The sequence below is a fragment of the Flagellimonas rhodophyticola genome (assembly GCF_049332665.1).
In the GTDB taxonomy this organism is placed as follows: Bacteria; Bacteroidota; Bacteroidia; order Flavobacteriales; family Flavobacteriaceae; genus Flagellimonas.
In genome coordinates this window covers 2,059,980-2,079,245 of sequence record NZ_CP186326.1, presented here as the reverse complement: position 1 = coordinate 2,079,245, position 19,266 = coordinate 2,059,980, and the positions used below count along the sequence as shown (strand labels likewise).

At 38.6% G+C, this 19,266-nt stretch carries 11 protein-coding genes and 3 tRNA genes; 6 read left to right on the top strand and 8 right to left on the bottom strand.

Annotated elements, in window-relative coordinates:
• Positions 1-54: 54 nt before the first annotated feature.
• Both ACOKFG_RS09405 and ACOKFG_RS09400 read left to right on the top strand, forming a co-directional pair.
• A complete protein-coding gene (locus tag ACOKFG_RS09405; protein WP_299484809.1) occupies positions 55-963 on the top strand; it encodes a DPP IV N-terminal domain-containing protein in 909 nt (302 codons plus the stop codon).
• Positions 964-1,320: 357 nt separating this feature from the next.
• Positions 1,321-3,555 (top strand): DUF5916 domain-containing protein, encoded by a 2,235-nt coding sequence (locus ACOKFG_RS09400; RefSeq protein WP_422861123.1) that lies wholly within the window; start codon positions 1,321-1,323, stop codon positions 3,553-3,555.
• A gap of 43 nt (positions 3,556-3,598) precedes the next feature.
• Here the strand turns inward: ACOKFG_RS09400 and ACOKFG_RS09395 are convergent, their stop codons facing one another.
• The 5 genes from ACOKFG_RS09395 to ACOKFG_RS09375 form a co-directional block, all read right to left on the bottom strand.
• On the bottom strand, positions 3,599-5,467 hold the full coding sequence (locus ACOKFG_RS09395) for a hypothetical protein (RefSeq protein WP_299484805.1): 1,869 nt from the start codon (positions 5,465-5,467) through the stop codon (positions 3,599-3,601).
• Between the two features lie 216 nt (positions 5,468-5,683).
• A tRNA-Arg gene (locus ACOKFG_RS09390) sits at positions 5,684-5,757 on the bottom strand.
• A 46-nt stretch (positions 5,758-5,803) separates the two neighbouring features.
• A tRNA-Pro gene (locus tag ACOKFG_RS09385) sits at positions 5,804-5,878 on the bottom strand.
• Between the two features lie 33 nt (positions 5,879-5,911).
• Positions 5,912-5,995, bottom strand: a tRNA-Ser gene (locus ACOKFG_RS09380).
• Positions 5,996-6,108: 113 nt separating this feature from the next.
• Positions 6,109-8,145 carry an HD family phosphohydrolase gene (locus ACOKFG_RS09375; protein ID WP_422861122.1) on the bottom strand — a complete coding sequence of 679 codons (2,037 nt, stop codon included), beginning with the start codon at positions 8,143-8,145 and terminating at the stop codon, positions 6,109-6,111.
• A gap of 112 nt (positions 8,146-8,257) precedes the next feature.
• Here ACOKFG_RS09375 and ACOKFG_RS09370 point away from each other — a divergent pair, with 112 nt between their 5' ends.
• Both ACOKFG_RS09370 and ACOKFG_RS09365 read left to right on the top strand, forming a co-directional pair.
• Positions 8,258-9,433, top strand: coding sequence for an acetyl-CoA C-acyltransferase (locus tag ACOKFG_RS09370; RefSeq protein ID WP_299172258.1), 1,176 nt, complete (start codon positions 8,258-8,260; stop codon positions 9,431-9,433).
• A gap of 19 nt (positions 9,434-9,452) precedes the next feature.
• On the top strand, positions 9,453-10,205 hold the full coding sequence (locus tag ACOKFG_RS09365) for a C40 family peptidase (protein ID WP_298793658.1): 753 nt from the start codon (positions 9,453-9,455) through the stop codon (positions 10,203-10,205).
• A gap of 48 nt (positions 10,206-10,253) precedes the next feature.
• Here the strand turns inward: ACOKFG_RS09365 and ACOKFG_RS09360 are convergent, their stop codons facing one another.
• Complete coding sequence (locus ACOKFG_RS09360) at positions 10,254-11,516, bottom strand: tetratricopeptide repeat protein (RefSeq protein ID WP_299172253.1); 1,263 nt, start codon at positions 11,514-11,516, stop codon at positions 10,254-10,256.
• A gap of 28 nt (positions 11,517-11,544) precedes the next feature.
• A complete protein-coding gene (gyrA, locus tag ACOKFG_RS09355) occupies positions 11,545-14,085 on the bottom strand; it encodes a DNA gyrase subunit A (RefSeq protein WP_298793656.1) in 2,541 nt (846 codons plus the stop codon).
• 259 nt (positions 14,086-14,344) lie between these two features.
• On the opposite strand from gyrA, the gene ACOKFG_RS09350 reads away from it, so the two are divergent.
• Complete coding sequence (locus ACOKFG_RS09350; protein WP_298793655.1) at positions 14,345-16,903, top strand: ATP-dependent Clp protease ATP-binding subunit; 2,559 nt, start codon at positions 14,345-14,347, stop codon at positions 16,901-16,903.
• A gap of 154 nt (positions 16,904-17,057) precedes the next feature.
• A complete protein-coding gene (locus ACOKFG_RS09345; RefSeq protein WP_298793654.1) occupies positions 17,058-17,477 on the top strand; it encodes an STAS/SEC14 domain-containing protein in 420 nt (139 codons plus the stop codon).
• Here ACOKFG_RS09345 and ACOKFG_RS09340 read toward each other — a convergent pair.
• Complete coding sequence (locus ACOKFG_RS09340) at positions 17,474-19,015, bottom strand: NAD(P)H-hydrate dehydratase (RefSeq protein ID WP_299484796.1); 1,542 nt, start codon at positions 19,013-19,015, stop codon at positions 17,474-17,476. The genes ACOKFG_RS09345 and ACOKFG_RS09340 overlap by 4 nt on opposite strands.
• Positions 19,016-19,266: the final 251 nt, after the last annotated feature.

The following is a 19,266-nucleotide window of genomic DNA, read 5'->3' as shown; positions in this document are numbered from 1 at the left end:
GTGATTGCTGCTAATATAAATCGAGAAAAGAAAATCAATCAAAAAGGGAAGTTTATGAAAAAAGTAGTGTTTATTGCTGTAGCAGCGCTAATGGCTGCTTGCCAAGCCAATAAAACAGAACTTGTAGGGCATATTAGCAGACCAGATATTTCCCCTGACGGTAGTAAAATAGTTTTTGTTTACATAAAAGATGAGTCTAAAGGGGCCAGGGAAATTTATTCTGCGGATATAAACGGTGAAAACGTAGAACGGTTAACCCATTTTCCAAAAGCACAAATAAAAAAAGGTCCAGTCTGGTCACCCAATGGCAAAAAGATAGCCTTTCATGCGGACATCAATGATGGTGCCCAGATCTTTGTAATGGATGCTAATGGCAAAAATTTGAACCAACTTACAGATTTGAGTGGTTATAATGTAGAACCCCATTGGTCCCCTGATGGAAATCATATTATTTTTAATTCAATCCCCGAAGCAGGCAAAGTTAAAATGATGATGATAGATTTAGATGGGTCTAATGTTAAACAGCTATATAACCCAGACGGACAGAATTGGTATCCTAGAATGAATAATAGAAATGAGATTATTTTTACATCTGACTTTGATCATGAGAACTATTATGATATTTATATCATGAATCTAGACGGTTCAAACATTCGACAATTGACCTCAGTAAAGGCCATCAATTGGTTTCCTGAATATTCCCCAGACGAGGACAAAATAGTATTCCATTCAAATCGAGATGATCCGGAATTGAGCGATGCAGGGGACTATAATCTGTATATCATTAATACGGAGGGAAATCAACTTCGGAGAATTACTGATTTACCAGGGCAAGAGCTCCATGCCAAATGGCACCCTTCGGGAGATCAACTAATCTTTGGATGGTATAACAATGGTTCAAAAGGACTTCACACTTTGGATATTTCCACTGGTGAGATTAAAAAAATTAATCTCTTTTACTAAAACCAGAATTGTAATTATAAGAAATTTCACGAGTAATTAATGGTATTTAGATTTACACCAGTCTAAGGTAATACGTAAGTTGAAAAGGCTGCACAACTCAAGAATGTCCACTTAGAAAGATTCGAACAAATCCCTTTAGTTCTGTACCAGACCCTAAATGATTAAGCTAACCTTTAGTATCCAAATAGCAACAATATTGTTATTTCTAAAAATTAAGATCAGCCTGGCCTATTAATCCAGTAAGCAAGGCAAAACGTCCGGATAGATGTCATCGTACAAAGTGTCCCAGTAGCATAAACCTTTCGATACCAACTACTCATATATTGTTTTGAAATTCATCAATCACTTTTCAAAACTATGGTCCGTTTATTTACTCTGTTGGCTTCATTCCCAATATTTGCTTTGGGACAAATTCAAGAAAAAGCAGCATATCAAATCAAAGAAATTAAAGATCAAGAAGTTAGAATCGATGCATACTTGAACGAGGCATTCTGGACCCAAGCTGACACCTTACTTCTAGGTTACGAAACTCATCCCGGAAATAATAACAAAGCCGAAGTGACAACTATCCTTAGATTGGCTTACGACAAGAATTATTTTTACTTCTCCTTTGAAGCCAAAGACCCCAACCCAGAAAATATACGTGCTGTATTGAACGATAGGGATAAACTAGATGACAATGATACGGTCTCGTTATTTTTGGATCCTTTTAATGATTCTAGACGTGCATTTTTCTTTACAACTAATCCTTTGGGAATACAACAAGATGGACTCTTTGAAGAGCAATCTGAAGATGGGGATCTAAGCTGGGACGCCATTTGGAAATCTTCTGGTAGGGTTACAGCTAATGGATATATTGTAGAAGGTGCAATTCCTTTTAAATCCTTACGCTTTCCAGGTACAGATAATATTCAAACTTGGAGATTCTTTGGTGTTCGATCTTACCCAAGAAGTTTGCTCAAGTCATTTCATTCCATGCCCATTGATCAAGGCGATAATTGTCAGCTTTGTCAAGCAAATTTACTTAGTGGACTTCAAGGAATAAAGCCTGGAACGAATCTGGAATTTGTTCCAACACTAACGGTCAGTAGATTTGATGAAAGAAAAAATGACTCAGAAAAGCCCTTGGAGAAAGGTAAAGTAGATAATAACATAGGGCTTGATGCCAGATGGGGCATTACAACGGATCTAACTTTAAATCTTGCTTTAAACCCTGATTTTTCTCAAGTGGAGGCAGATGATGCCCAATTGGATGTTAACAACCGGTTTACACTCCAATTTCCTGAAAAACGCCCTTTTTTTCTAGAGGGTGCCGATTTTTTTAATACCCCCTTGCAAGTATTTTTTAGTCGAACAATTACCGATCCACTATACGGAGTGAAAATAACCGGTAAAATCAACAAAAATGCTTTAGGAATTCTCGTTGCAAGAGACCGCATTAACAATCTTGTTCTACCAGGCTTTCAAAGCTCAGAGACCTCATCTACTGACCAGCAGGTAACAAATATCATTGGGCGGTACCGAAGGGATATCGGCAAGAAAACAAATGTAGGGCTATTGTTCACCAATAGGGAAACCGAGGAATATTTTAATAGATTGGGGAGTGTTGACTTCTTTAGCAGACCATGGAAGCCCTTGACATTGAGAGCGCAATATGCATACACCGAAACGCAATATGACAGTCTTTTGGTGGCAGCAAATGGAATCTCAGATTCCCGTTTAAGCGGGAAGTCGATAAACTTTCAAGCCACCTTTGAAACGCGCAATTGGGAGACAGTTTTTATCTATGAAAATAGGTCTAAAGGTTTTCGAGCTGATGCAGGATTTGTCCCTCAGGTAGATTATAGACAGTATCGAGCATATATTGAAAGGAGGTTTTGGGCCCAAGAGGGAGGTTGGTATAGCAATATTGGCTGGAATGTTGGGGGCTTTAGAAGAGAATCTACCAGAAGTATTCTTGATCTAGAGGGTATATGGACCAGCGCTTATTTCAACGGCCCTTTGCAATTAAATTATTGGATAAATCCAGATATAATTTGGCAACAGTCAAATGGAGAAACGTTTAAACTCATCAATTTATGGACCGGCTTCGATATTCAACCATTAGGAAATCTTGGTATAAATGGTTGGATAAATTTTGGAGGCGCGGTTGATTTTGAAAACACCCGAAAAGCTGACAAGTTTCAATTTCGACTTGAATCTGATATCCGCATCGGAAAACACATAGATATGACTTTTAATCATCGATTACTAAAACTACATCTTTCAGGTGAAAACATATTTGCGGCCAATCTATCACAAATTCAAGCAGCTTATAACTTTAATCCAAGATTATTTTTTAGAATAATTATGCAGTATAGGCATACAATTCGCAACCCTGACCTGTTTATAGATAGTGAAATCAACCGTTTGGATAAATCGGTATTTGCACAACTTTTATTATCGTATAAGTTAAACCCGCAATCTGTAATATTTTTAGGATATGTAGACAACCACAATGGTTTTACAAGCAACGAGCCATTTGAGGATATTTCATTAAGACAAATCAATCAAACCCTATTTCTTAAAATTGGCTATGCGTGGAGACCCTGAATTCGAAGATGTTATTTATTGTTAATTTGATAATATTCTTCGGTTATTGGTTTTTTGAAAAGTGGAATTCTGAAAGACGCTGATTTACATCAACCGTATAGATGTCCAGATTACCCTTGTTGGCTGAAAATATAACTTTTTCGCTATCAGCTGACCAAGTTATCCCATATTCCTTCTCAGGTGTTTTGGTGAGTCGTCTAGCTTCTTTTCCTTCTACAGGAATCACATATAAATCATATGAATTTTCATCGTTTAAATTAGATGAAAATACTATGTTTCTTCCGTCGGGTGAGATTATCGGCCACTCTCCCCCTCCGGTGGAATTGGTTATTTCTTGATATTCCCCTCCGCTTGCAGATATTTTATACAATTTCTGTGTGCCTTCAAAATCGCCAAAAAAGAATACAGTCTTTCCATCGGACGAAACGCTTGATGGAAACAAGGTAGCATTGTCATCCCCAACCAAAGGTTTTGTAATACTCGAACTTATCTCGTGAGTCCAAATGTCATAAAACTTATAGCTGGTGTTTACATCGTAGGCAAAAACGAGATGGTCTGCATCAATCCAACAATAATTTTTGATTCCACCGATTGTGGTAATAGTCCGTCTATTTGAACCGTCCTTTTCCATAATCCAAATATTGTTCGTATCCGAAGCTCCACCACTAATTTGAATAAAAGCTATTTGACCATTGGAATTTGGCACCCATGTAGGGTTGATATCAAGATAATGTTCTTCTTGCGGAGGGATAATGATGTCCTCACCAGTTTGAATGTTTCTAACTACGATGTTATGTTGATCATTGAATAGAATGTATTCCCCCTTAGCATCAATCTGGGCGTCCATTTCATAATTGTTAGAACGGTCTGGCATCACCATTTGAATTGAAGTATCTTTCAAGGAAACGGAATACAAACGGTCCTTTTCTTTCTTACCGACAAATGCCAATCTATTATCATTAGGGGACCAATTCAAAGGATTCCATTCCACAATTACTTCATCCTTGAGAAATAGACTTTTTTCTGATTTTGATTCTCGGTCATAAATCTTTATTTCATTCGATTTATCCCAAGAAAAATAGGCAATTAGGCTATCATTATAGTTCATGGCAGGACCAAATTCTTCAATTTCGCGATCGGTTACCCTCACCAGTCCTGTTTCAGACCCGTCCGTAATCCAAACATCAGTCATTTCACCGTTCCATGTGCTATAAAAGTATACTTCGAATTTTGTGCGGGACCATCTTGGGTGCCATTCAAATCCAGATTCATCGCTTACCAATGGTGTTATTTCTCCTGTTTTTAAATTGATTGCTTGCAGGTGCGGAAAGTCGGACCCTCTGGAATAAAACCCAATGTATGTTCCATTGGGTGAAAAGCCAAAGTTCGTTTCATTTCCTTCCATATCCGTTAATTGTTTGAATTCCTTGGATACTAGATCAAATAACCACAAGTCCCCATCATGGTCAAAATCCATAACAAGAGTATTATTGTCAGGTGACCACTTGGCCCCAGAAGCTTTTTGTTTTTCATCACTGATGGTTACAATCTTTTTATCAAATAATTTAAATAATCTGACACTCGGGACCCCATTAAAGTATGATGTAAAAGAAAGAAATCTGCTGTCGGGTGACCATTCGATGTCATCGTATTTGTTAACCGAATCTGTTACCGCCACTTTTTTCTTTTCCTGGAAATCGTAAATTACAATATCCTCTTTGCCATATTCTGTCGAGATATAAGCAATATACCTGCCGTCATTTGAGAATTTAGGGCTGTGTTGGTCCCCTAATTCTGTTGTCAACTGATTTAAATTTTGCACTTCTGAATTGGAAGTTCGATTCGTCAACTTGTGTTCACAAGACCAACAAATGATACCTATCACCAGTAAGAGTTGAATTAATCTTTTCATGACACGTGATTTTAGCTAAAATAACATGAGGAAAAGATCAGTGCTCAAAGAAGGGAGCTAAAGTCGTGTGAATTCCTTAATTCGTACACAGTATTGAGTTTAAAGCTCCAGATTCTCGATAGTGGATTGAGTAATTTATCGCCTTAAAAAAATATAATCTTCAGGTGTTTGCAAATAAAAAACCCCAGTAAAACTGAGGTTTGGAAAGTGGAAGTGTGATCGCAGCAGGATTCGAACCTGCGACCGTCTGCTTAGAAGGCAGATGCTCTATCCAGCTGAGCTATGCGACCATAATAATCTAAATTAAAAAGCCGAATCGTAAGGATTCGGCTTTCGTCGGGGTGGCAGGATTCGAACCTGCGACCTCCGCGTCCCAAACGCGGCGCGATAACCGGGCTACGCTACACCCCGAATGATTATCTATTTAGTCTATAAGAAAAATTGCGGAGAGAATGGGACTCGAACCCATGCGACACTTACGCGTCGACAGATTAGCAATCTGCTCCGTTACCACTCCGGCACCTCTCCTAACATTTTATTATGAACGTACATTTTGAAAATGCGGATGCAAATGTACCTTTTCATCTGTAAGAACGCAACTATTTTTGGATTTTTTTGAAAGGAAAATTGATAACTCAATGTCATTCTGGGTACTCCACCCGAAGGTGGTAGATATTGGTCAATTTTTGCTTCAGTATTTTTTTAACTTTTTCAATTTCTTTAAGGGTAATATTGGCATTTAAAAATTGATTGGCTTGCATCTGACCACTTACAATTTTTTCCACAAACTGGTCAATAATGGTATATGTTGGATTCTTTAAACTCTTGGAGGCTGCCTCCACTGCGTCTGCCATCATCAATATTGCAGTTTCTTTTGAGAATGGGATTGGCCCAGGATACCTAAAATTCTTTTCATCGGCCTCTCCTTCCATTTCTTGTTGTCGTTTGAAAAAATAGAAAACCAATGTTGTGCCGTGATGCGTACGTAAAAAATCAATAATACGATCAGGTAAATTATTTTTCCTCGCAATTTCAATACCCTGAATCACATGATCAATAATAATCTTAGCACTTTCTCTAGGTGGAAGATCATCATGAGGGTTCACGCTGGTAATCTGATTTTCGGTAAAGAAGGTTGGGTTGCTCATTTTACCAATATCATGATACAGAGCCCCTACCCTCACCAACATGGCATTTGCGTTAATTTCATTAGCTGCTGCTTCTGCTAAATTTGCTACTTGCAGGGAATGATGGAATGTCCCAGGAGCTTTATCCGACAACTCTTTTAAAAGCTTGGAATTGGTATCGGATAATTCTAAAAGCGAAACATCGGATATCAATCCAAAAATCTTCTCATAAATATAGATCAAAGGCTGTGCGAAGAGGGTCAAAAGTCCGTTCAACACGAACACTCCGAATAAAACCCACTCAATATTGTCCAAATTACCTTCGTGAATGGCATGAAAAGCAAAATATCCAACAATGTATATTAGGGTAATCTGACCAACCGATATGAAGAGATTTGCTCTTTTATACAGTTCGGAAGCAGTTAAAATAGTAACTATACCTGCTATTATCTGTAAAAAGATATACTCAAAACTATTAGGCACCACAAAACCTAAAATCAACACCGTCAATACATGGACAAACAAACCTAACCTGGCATCGAAGAAGTTTTTCAGAACTAATGGAAGAATACACAAGGGAACAACATAAACGTAGTTTTCATTGTTTTTGACCATTAGTGTAGTAGCCAGAACCATCAAAACTATGTTTACAAAAATGAAGGTGACCTTATTGTTATTCTGGAAGATATTTTTTCTATAACGCTTTAAGAAAAGAAATAGCATTATTAAAACCAAGGCAACCAAAATGGTATACCCCAAAATGATAAAGTAATAATTGGTACCCCGCCAGAGTTCGGATTCGAATTCTTCCTTTAAGGAGTTAAGTATTTTAAAATTTTCCGCTTCTACAACTTCGCCCCTTGCAATGATTAGACTTCCTTCAGGCACTTCACCTCGTGTAAAGGAAATTTTCCCCAATTCATCCTCCAGAGCTCTTTCAGTAAGGGCTTTATTATATATAAGATTCGTCTCCAGAGTCTTGGGTATTACATTGCCAAGAATAGCAGCAATCTCATTGTTCCGGTTACCTAAGATTTTTGAAACAAGGTCTTCAGCACGACCCAAATTGTGATAACTATTTATGCCCAAAAGTCTTGCCTCGTTGTTTTTAATCACCAAAACTGAACTTGCCGCCGGCAATTCTTTGAACACTCCTAGGGTATATATGCTATCCACAATACCAAGTCCCGTATTTAATAGTACTTCGTTTTGTGAAACAGAAAAACTATTGGCAGTAGAAAAACCTTTGAGTTCTTGCTCTAAACGTTGTTTTACCTTGGCTGGTACACTTTCATCAAATGAGTAGTAATCTACCTTGTTCTCACGAATTGATTGCTGCTCCTCTGCTATTTCCTCTTCGGTTTTTTTTATTGAAAAATCAATAGGGGCGTATAAGTTCTCATACTGCCAAGGTTTCCCTTTTTGGAACTCATACTTAAACTTACCTCCTTTTGGAAAGAAAAATACAATTAACGCGACTGTTACTACATAAAGGAAATACTTGTAGGCAAGTGATTGATGCTTGTAAACATTATCTAAAGTTTTTCCCATGCGATGCGCTAATGTTTCAAAAATAGAAAATATAAATAACAAGTATGGCAGGTATTAAACACACAAGCATTGCATTTAATTTTAGTATTTTCGCACCAGTAAAAATGCATTGATGAATAAAGTAGTTATCGTTTCTGCCGTAAGGACTCCAATAGGAAGTTTTATGGGCGCTTTGTCCAGTATTCCTGCACCAAAATTGGGAGCAGTGGCTATCAAAGGAGCTCTGGATAAAATCGGTTTAAAGCCTGAGCAGGTTGAGGAAGTTTTAATGGGAAATGTTGTGCAGGCCGGTACCGGTCAAGCACCAGCTAGACAGGCAGCAATTTATGCTGGTATTCCCGATTCTGTTCCTTGCACCACAATTAATAAAGTATGTGCTTCTGGAATGAAGTCAATTATGCAAGCAGCCCAATCCATAGCCCTGGGGGAGAATTCGATTGTAGTTGCCGGTGGAATGGAAAACATGAGTCTTATTCCACATTATGTGCACATGCGTAATGGACATAAGTTTGGTCCTTCTACATTAGTGGATGGTATGCAAAAGGATGGGTTGGTTGATGTTTATGACCAAAACGCTATGGGAGTTTGTGCAGATGCCTGTGCTGTTGAACATAATTTTAGTAGAGAAGACCAAGATGCTTTTGCCATTCAATCCTATGAAAGGTCTGCGGCTGCATGGAAAGAGGGAAAATTTGCTGATGAAGTCATTCCTGTAGAAGTTCCTCAGCGAAGAGGTGAGCCAATTATCGTTAGCGAAGATGAAGAATATAAGAATGTGAAAATGGAAAAGATTCCAGCTTTACGTGCCGCTTTTACCAAAGAGGGCACGGTTACGGCTGCGAATGCATCCACAATTAATGATGGTGCTGCGGCTGTTGTACTTATGAGCGAGGAAAAAGCTGCAGAATTAAACCTAACTCCCTTAGCTACAATAAAAGGGTATGCAGATGCGGCCCATGAGCCTAAATGGTTTACCACGGCACCTGCAAAAGCATTACCTAAAGCATTGGATAGAGCTGGTGTTTCTATTGATGCTATTGATTTTTTTGAGTTCAATGAGGCATTTTCAGTCGTTGGTCTAGCTAATATGAAACTTTTAGGGCTTAATGATTCCAATGTAAATGTGAATGGTGGAGCGGTTTCCCTCGGACATCCTTTGGGGTGTTCTGGAGCACGTATTACCATAACGCTGCTAAATGTACTTGCACAGAACAATGGTAAATTGGGTGCAGCCGCAATTTGTAATGGAGGTGGTGGGGCATCAGCAATTGTCCTTGAAAGAAACTAATCTACATTAGGGGCCACAGATGCAATACGGAGTTTGCCATTTAAGCATTGTTCCCATTCGAATATCTCCAGATGATACCATGGAAATGGTATCTCAACTGCTCTATGGCGAACATTTTAAAGTTTTAGAGCAACGAAAGAAATGGAGCAGAGTTCGGGTAGCTTATGATGGTTGCGAGGGTTGGGTGTCGAACAATCAAATTACTTTAATAAGCGAAGAGGATTTTGAGCACTTGAACTCACAAACCACTTCAAAAATTGCTTCGGATATAATCTCCCATATTTGCACTGAAGATAAAATGTTACTTCCTGTTTTATTGGGTTCGATGATTTCTTCGGCAAGCCTATTGGGGCATACCTTTGAGGGAGGTTCCATTGACCAACAATTACAAAAAGAGCATTTAGCTGCTATTGCCCTATTATACATCAAAGCACCTTTCCAAAAAGGTGGAAAGACTCCATTTGGAATAGATTGTTCAGGGTTTACCCAAATGGTCTATAAGATTAATGGATATGAGTTAAAGCGAGATGCTGAATCCCAGTCTAAACAAGGAGAGGCTTTAAGTTTTATCGAAGAGAGCGAACCTGGCGATTTGGCTTTTTTTGATAACAATGAGGGAATTATCGATCACGTCGGAATTATTCTAGAAGACAACTATATTATTCATGTCAATGGCCATGTTCGTATAGATCGAATAGACCACACTGGTATTTTTAATACTGAAGAAAAGTTATACACCCATAAACTAAGGGTAATTAAAAAGATTCTATAAAAAAAAGCCCCATTTTATGGGGCTTTTTTGTCTGAGAAAATTAACTGATTATTCTCCCAATAGCTTTTTAACACGCATAAAATTATCGGTATCTCCTAAAGCTCCGTATATATTTTTAAGCTGTGAAAGCACTCCTTGGTTATCAGGATTGGTTTTCAAAGCATCTTCCAAAACTTTGGCTCCTTCTAAAAACAAATCATCTTTTTGTTTCTTAAGCTCATCATATCTGGCGATATCAGCTCTTGAACTACCAAGGGTGTTCATTTCATCAATAAGACCATTTCCTTCATTTACAAACGTAGTAGAAAGGTTCAAAAGGGCATTGATATAACCTGGATCTACAGCTAAAGTCTTGCGGTAAGCTTCTCTAGCATCTTCCAAGTTTCCTTGCTCCATATTAATTACACCAATATTGTACAACAAATCTGCATTGTCCGGTGCCATATCAGAGGCCTCTGACATCAATACCTTAAACTTATCTTTGTCTCCCATTGCGTAATGCAAGTTAGCTTGACCAAGTACAAGATTTACATCATTTGGATCAACTGCTCTGGCATCTGAATATGCTGCCAATGCTTTGTCATTATCACCCAATTGCTGATATATCAATGCTATATTCTTAACAATTTCCGCTTTTTTAGAAGGGCTTTTTTCTTCTTTTGGGTCTTTGTGGGTTCCAGCTTTTACATAGAGGTCTCTTGTATTTTTGTCCATAGTATCAACCTCGCCAGTTTCAATATTAACGGCAGTGTAAGTAACGTCACTTCCGTCATAACCTATGTCCTTCAACTCATTGTAGTAGGTCAATGATTTCTCGTAGTTCTGTCCATTGACAGCACTACTTGCGGCGTAATACAGATAAATGGTGTCCTGAGGGCTCAATTGATATCCCAAATACAATTTATCTGCTGCTTCATCAAACTTCTTGTTGTTATTGTCTTCAACAGCGGCATTGATCAAGTCAGAGGTCATTTGCGCAAGGCTTTGTGTAGCAACTGCAGTATACTTGACCTTACCAGTGGCTTCTTCAACAGAAATCACTTTTTTGAAAGCATCAATCGCCGGCTGGAATGCTGTTGCATCTCCTTTTTTAGCCAAATCTGCATAAACATTGCCCTTTAAAGCAAAATACTGTGCTTGGGTTTTTGCGTCAGCACCATCAATCAAGGAAGCGGCGCTATCTACTGAAGCTTTGGCGCTAGCAGTATCTCCACCTTTAAGTGCTTTTTCTGCAGCCTTGATTTCAGCTTTTTGGGAAAATCCTATTGTAGAAATCCCTATTGCTAATAGCATTAAAACTTTAGTCTTCATTTTTAAATGTAATTATTAGTGTTTATGATTATTCTTTATCGTTATTCTTTTCGTCGGTATCATTATCAATTGCCGTGCCATCTTCTCCATTGACCTCTATATTAAGTATATCGGCTTCCTCTACTGCATCCTCATCTTTCATTACTTTTGCTACAGCGGCTATGGAATCTTTATCCTTTAAATTGATAAGACGTACACCTTGAGTGGCCCTTCCCATCACACGAAGATCCTCTACACTCATCCTAATGGCAATTCCAGATTTATTGATAATCATCAAATCATCGGTATCGGAAACACTCTTGATAGCCACAAGACCACCTGTCTTGTCTGTGATAGAAATAGTTTTTACACCTTTTCCGCCTCTATTGGTTACTCGATAATCGTCAATTGTTGAGCGTTTTCCATACCCATTTTCTGAAACAACCAAGATATCATCTTCAAAATTGTGTACAGAGACCATTCCAATTACCTCATCCTTGTCATTGGCCAAGGTAATACCCCTAACACCAGAAGCATTCCTTCCCATAGGGCGTGTCTTGCTTTCTTCAAAACGAATAGCTTTACCTGATTTTAGGCCCAGGAATATCTCACTTGTTCCTGTGGTCAATTTTGCTTCAAGCAATTCATCTTCTTCTCGTATGGTGATAGCGTTAATACCATTTTGGCGTGGTCTGGAGTATTGTTCCAAAGAGGTCTTTTTCACTGTACCCTTTTTGGTAGCCATTATCACATAATGTGTATTAACATAATCTTCATCCTTAAGGTCCTGAGTGCATATAAATGCCTTCACCTTATCTTGTGGATCAATATTGATTAGGTTTTGGATAGCTCTTCCTTTGGATGTTCTACTACCTTCTGGAATTTCATAAACCCTCATCCAAAAACATTTTCCTTTTTGGGTAAAGAACAACATATATTGGTGGTTTGTCCCAACAAAAAGATGTTCTAAGAAATCCTCATTTCGAGTTGAAGAAGCTTTTTGTCCGACACCACCCCTATTTTGGGTTTTATACTCGGTCAAAGGTGTTCTTTTGATATAACCAGCATGAGAGATGGTAATTACCACCTGCTCATCTGGAATCATATCTTCGATACTTAAGTCACCTCCGGCAAAGTTTATCTCGGACCTTCTTTCATCTCCATATTTCTCCTTGACTTCTAGAAGCTCATCTTTGATGATTTGCATTCTACGATCTTTCTTTTCAAGAATATCCTTCAGGTCTTCAATGGTCTTAAGCAATTCATCGTATTCAGCGCGAAGCTTGTCCTGCTCTAATCCAGTAAGCTGTCTTAAACGCATTTCTACGATGGCCTTGGCTTGAACTTCGGTCAATTTAAACCGTTCCATCAAACCGTTTCTGGCTTCATCCACATTAGAAGACGCCCGAATCAAGGCAATAACCTCATCTATATTATCAGAAGCGATGATAAGTCCCTCCAATATATGGGCCCTATCTTCTGCTTTTTTAAGTTCAAACTTTGTTCTACGAACAACCACTTCATGTCTGTGCTCCACAAAATAGTGGATAATCTCCTTTAGATTAAGTAACCGAGGTCGGCCATTAACCAGTGCAATATTGTTGACACTAAAGGAAGATTGTAGCGCTGTATACTTATAAAGCATGTTCAACACTATATTCGGAATCGCATCTCTTTTTAAAATATAAACAATACGCATTCCCTTTCTATCGGATTCATCGCGTATTGTTGAGATTCCTTCAATCTTTTTATCATTGACAAGATCAGCTGTTTTCTTGATCATATCGGCTTTGTTCACCTGATATGGAATCTCGGTTACCACAATGCACTCTCGTCCTTGTACTTCTTCAAAAGTTGCCTTAGCACGCATAACAACTCTACCTCTACCAGTATGGAAGGCTTCTTTAACACCATCATAACCATATATGATACCACCAGTAGGAAAGTCTGGTGCCTTTATGTGTGTGATGAGCTCGTCAATCTCTATATCGTTGTTATCGATGTAGGCAATAGTGCCATCTACCACTTCCGAAAGGTTATGCGGCGGCATATTGGTGGCCATCCCTACTGCGATTCCCGAAGCTCCATTCACCAACAAAGCTGGCACCCTGGTTGGGAGAACTGTAGGTTCTTGCAAAGAATCATCAAAGTTTAGCTGATGGTCTACAGTATCCTTATCGATATCTGCCAACATCTCGTCAGCTATTTTACGCATTCTTGCCTCCGTGTAACGCATTGCCGCAGGGCTATCACCATCTACGGACCCAAAGTTACCTTGACCATCTACCAACATGTATCTGAGGCTCCATTCTTGAGCCATACGCACCATCGCATCATATACCGAGGTATCACCATGTGGGTGGTATTTACCCAAAACCTCCCCAACAATACGAGCAGATTTTTTGTGCGCACTGCCTGATCTTACACCCAGTTCATGCATCCCAAAAAGTACTCTTCTGTGAACAGGTTTAAGACCGTCCCTGACATCTGGCAGGGCACGTGACACAATGACCGACATTGAATAATCAATGTAGGCAGATTTCATCTCATCTTCAATGTTGATAGGAATTAACTTTTCTCCTTCAGCCATGCTAAAATCTTATTGTTTTTTGCGGTTAAATTATCATGGCAATATACGCAAAATCGTACCTTTCAAAACAGTTGCGCTCTACTTTATTAAAAAAATTATCAACAGCATATTTTAAAGATAGATTGCTGATAAAACTTTGTTAAACTCAATCAAAAATGCGTTTTATTTCGACTTTAACAACAAGTTTATCGATTATAGGTATGGTATTTGACTACGGTAATGATACTTTTATTAATTTTAATTGCTGAAAAGGTAGTGTATGGACGATAATTTTTCCCCAAGAGTAAAAGACGTTATAGCATATAGTAAAGAAGAAGCCTTAAGATTAGGTCATGATTTTATAGGAACGGAACATTTAATGCTAGGCCTTTTACGAGATGGCAACGGTAAAGCCATCAACATCCTCGATGCTTTGGATGTAGATTTGGACCACTTGAGAAGAAAAGTAGAAATTCTTAGCCCGGCCAATCCAAATACTGGAACAATCCAAAAAGACAAAAAGAATCTACATCTGACAAGACAAGCAGAGCGTGCACTTAAAACTACGTTCTTGGAGGCCAAACTCTTTCAGAGTTCTTCGATTAACACTGCACACCTACTGCTGTGTATATTAAGAAACGAAAACGACCCTACTACAAAACTTTTACACAAACTAAAAGTAGATTACGATAATGTCAAGGAACAATTCAAGTCAATGATTACAAGCGACGATGATTATATGGATTCTCCACAAGCAGAATCTTCGTTCCCCAGTGACCCGGAAGATACCGGTGATTCCAAAGAGAGCACTTTCGGTTCTGGCTCTTCCCAAAAAGGAAGTAAAAAATCCAAAACACCTGTATTGGATAATTTTGGACGTGATCTAACTCGTTTGGCTGAAGAAAACAAACTTGACCCCGTTGTAGGCAGGGAAAAAGAAATTGAACGTGTTTCTCAGATATTGAGCAGACGTAAAAAGAATAATCCTCTACTTATTGGAGAACCTGGAGTTGGTAAAAGTGCCATTGCTGAAGGTTTAGCCCTAAGAATCATTAATAAGAAAGTTTCAAGGATTTTATATAATAAACGCGTTGTGACCCTGGATTTAGCCTCACTTGTTGCGGGCACTAAATATCGTGGTCAGTTTGAAGAGCGTATGAAAGCCGTGATGAACGAGCTTGAAAAGAATGATGATATTATTCTTTTTATAGATGAAATCCATACCATTGTAGGTGCTGGTGGCGCTACAGGAAGTTTGGATGCTTCCAATATGTTCAAACCTGCATTGGCAAGGGGCGAAATTCAATGTATAGGAGCAACTACCTTAGATGAATACCGTCAATATATTGAAAAAGACGGTGCTTTGGAACGTCGTTTTCAAAAGGTAATTGTTGAACCCACAACCGTTGAAGAGACCATTGAGATTCTAATGAATATCAAAGGTAAGTACGAAGATCACCATAACGTTATGTATACTGATGATGCTATCAAAGCATGTGTTAAGTTGACAAATCGGTATATGACAGATAGATTTTTGCCAGACAAAGCTATTGATGCCTTGGATGAGGCAGGCTCCAGAGTACATATCGTAAATATGGATGTTCCTAAACAGATTTTAGAGCTTGAAGGTCAATTGGAAGATGTTCGTGAGTTAAAAAATAGCGTAGTAAAAAAGCAGAAATATGAAGAAGCTGCGAAACTACGTGATGATGAAAAGCGTCTGGAAAAAGAATTGGCTTCTGCTCAAGAAAGGTGGGAAGAAGACAGTAAACTGAACCGGGAAACAGTTTCTGAGGATAATGTTGCAGATGTAGTCTCCATGATGAGCGGAATTCCGGTGAACAGAATTGCGCAAACAGAGAGCAACAAGCTGGCAGAACTCCCCGATCTGATCAAGGGATTTGTAATCGGCCAAGATGAAGCTGTTGCAAAAGTGGCCAAGGCCATTCAAAGAAACCGTGCAGGACTTAAAGATCCCAACAAACCTATTGGTTCTTTTATATTCTTGGGTCAAACTGGTGTTGGAAAAACGCAACTGGCCAAAATTTTGGCTAAAGAACTGTTTGATTCTGAAGATGCCCTTATCCGAATTGACATGAGTGAATACATGGAAAAATTCGCGATTTCTAGATTAGTCGGTGCACCTCCGGGATATGTAGGTTACGAAGAAGGAGGGCAGCTTACTGAAAAAGTGCGTCGTAAACCCTATTCGGTGATTCTTTTGGATGAGGTAGAAAAAGCGCATCCAGATGTATTCAATATGCTACTCCAGGTTTTGGATGATGGCTTTTTGACAGACAGTCTTGGCAGGAAAATAGATTTTAGGAATACTATCATTATTATGACCTCGAATATTGGTGCAAGACAATTGAAAGATTTCGGTCAAGGAGTAGGATTCGGTACTTCTGCCAAAAAGGCTCAAGCGGACAGTCACCAAAAAAGTGTAATAGAAAACGCATTGAAAAAGGCTTTCGCTCCCGAATTTTTGAACAGGATAGACGATGTTGTAGTATTCAATTCGTTGGAACGAGAAGATATTCATCAAATCATAGACATTGAATTGAACAAGCTTTACAAGCGAATCAAGGATATTGGGTATGATCTTAAACTATCCGATAAAGCAAAAGATTACATCGCGGACAAAGGGTTTGATAAACAATATGGTGCAAGACCTTTAAAGAGAGCTATCCAAAAATATATTGAGGATGCCCTTGCAGAGGAAATTGTAAATTCCAAACTTGATGAAGGTGATAGTATTTTCATTGATTTAAATGAGAAAAAGGAAGAGCTAATCATAACCATAAAAAAGCCTGAGAAATCACCAAAGGCTGATGGTTAAAGTGGTTAAATATGTACCAGAGCCGGCTGATAGCCGGCTTTTTTTGTGCTTTATTTTACCATACATATGATATTTACGCCTTTAATCGTTTATTTTTCTCCTCCTTGGGCTTTCGGTATACTTTCGTTTTGAGACACTATAATTATTTGGGGGAATGAAATTTGCTTCTACTAGGAAAGCTGTTGTTGTACGCGAATACCAGTTAGACATTGGAATTGTTCAGGTCTTTGAGGATTATATGGTTGCCACTTTTGACGAGGGAGCCACGGTAACTTTAGAGCGCACATATCAGATTATTGGAATATCAGAAATACATTTTAGAGAGAAAGATTTTGGTTACATAAGTCTTCGCAAGAATTCGTATGCTGTAGACCCTACAGTATATAACTATTTGCGAGGAATGAAAAACCTTAAAGCTTTTGCTATTGTTTCCAAAAAGGAAATAGATATGCACAATTTCAAAATAGAGAAGCTGTTCTACAAGAAAAACATGGAGTTCTTTATTGAATATGATAATGCTTTGGCTTGGGTCAAAAAAAGACTAAAAAGCAGTCAAAAGAAAAATAAGATTTAAGACTCACCATTTTTCACCTCTGTTCTTTCTGGAGGTCGGAGCAGTTCCATATAAGCAGCACCAATAGTATTGATTATTCCCAAAGCATTTACCGCCTCATAACCCACTTTCGAAGCTTCAATATCTCCTGCAAATCCATGCAGATAAACCCCAAACAAGGCGCTCTGTAAGGGCATATATCCTTGCGCTATTAATCCGGTAATCATCCCGGTAAGCACATCTCCACTTCCTGCGGTAGCTAAACCAGGATTGCCGGAAGTATTAATATAAGCCATCTCCCCATCAACAATTATGGTATGTGCACCTTTGATTAAAAGTATGCAATTGTGTTTACCAGCAAATGTTTGGGCCTTTTCCAGCTTTTCAAAATCGTCTTCCCACGTGCCCACTAATCGCTCCAATTCTTTAGGATGTGGTGTAAGCACCGATTGTTCAGGAATGTCCTTTAATAAATCTGGAGTTTTAGCCAAGATGTTCAATCCATCCGCATCTATGACCATTGGAGTCGATGTCTTCTTAAGCAACTCACCGAAGGCTTTGCTAGTTTCTTCACCCGTTCCCATACCCATACCTACTCCAACTACAGATGGCGTAAAAGGAATTTCGATTTGTGAAATCCAATCATCCTCATCATCCGTCAAAACCATAAGTTCAGGAGCTGCGGTCTGCAGGGATTGATATCCACACTCTGGCACAAATGCCGTTACCAAACCGCTTCCAGTAGTTAAACAGGCCCTGCCAGCTAACTGTACTGCACCTATTTTCCCATAGCTTCCACCAACTATCAAAGAGTGTCCATAAGTTCCCTTGTGTGAAAACTTAAGTCTGGGTCGGTACATTTCCAAAACCGTGGGTTTCCCAATCAGCTCAAACTGAGTTTTGGTGGTTGCCATAAATTCTTGGTCCAAACCAATATCAAGAACTTCCCATTGATTGATATACACACCTGTTTCAGGTAGAAAAAAAACTAGCTTAGGAGCTTGAAAGCTTAACACATAACTTGCTTCAATAACATAATCAGGGTTCCAAGGTTTTTTATCCATGGGCAAACCGGAAGGAATATCGACAGATAGCACAAAGGCAGAAGAAGCATTAATATGCTTTATCAAATTACCAACCCATATATCCGGTTGGCGATTCAGCCCAATCCCAAAAATGGCATCTACAATAATATCATTTGGTGTAATCTCAGGTAAACAAGTTTCCGAATTGATAAACTCAGGCCATATTTTTCTGTCCTTTAACCGTTCAAGATTTAAGAGAAAATCCTTAGAACGCTTCTCGCTATAATTGACAACATGCACATTGACATTATAGGAGTGCTCCTGAAGATGCCGAGCTAAAGCTATTCCATCACCCCCATTATTCCCGATACCACAAAAAAGATGGATGGTTACTTGAGCCCCTTGTAATCTGGAATGCATCCATTCGAACAACTTAAGTGCTGCCCTCTCCATAAGCTCATCACTGGAAATCTGTTGTTTGGATATTGTGAATTTATCAGCTTGATATATCTGCTCTGCGGTAAAAATTTTCATTCAATAACAAAAATTAACAATTACTACTGATTTCGTAAAAATTTTAGAATCATTTGATGAAGTACCCAAAAGTACTACTTTTGACCTTGAATATTGTACTATGCAATTTAATCAAGCGGATATCAATTCTTTTCAGATGAAAGTTTCTTCATCCATCTTCACTTTGACCATTACAACCCCTTTGGGGTAGTCTACTTTTTATTTCCGTCCGTTTCATTTAAATCGTTTTCAACATTTTACAACATAATCTA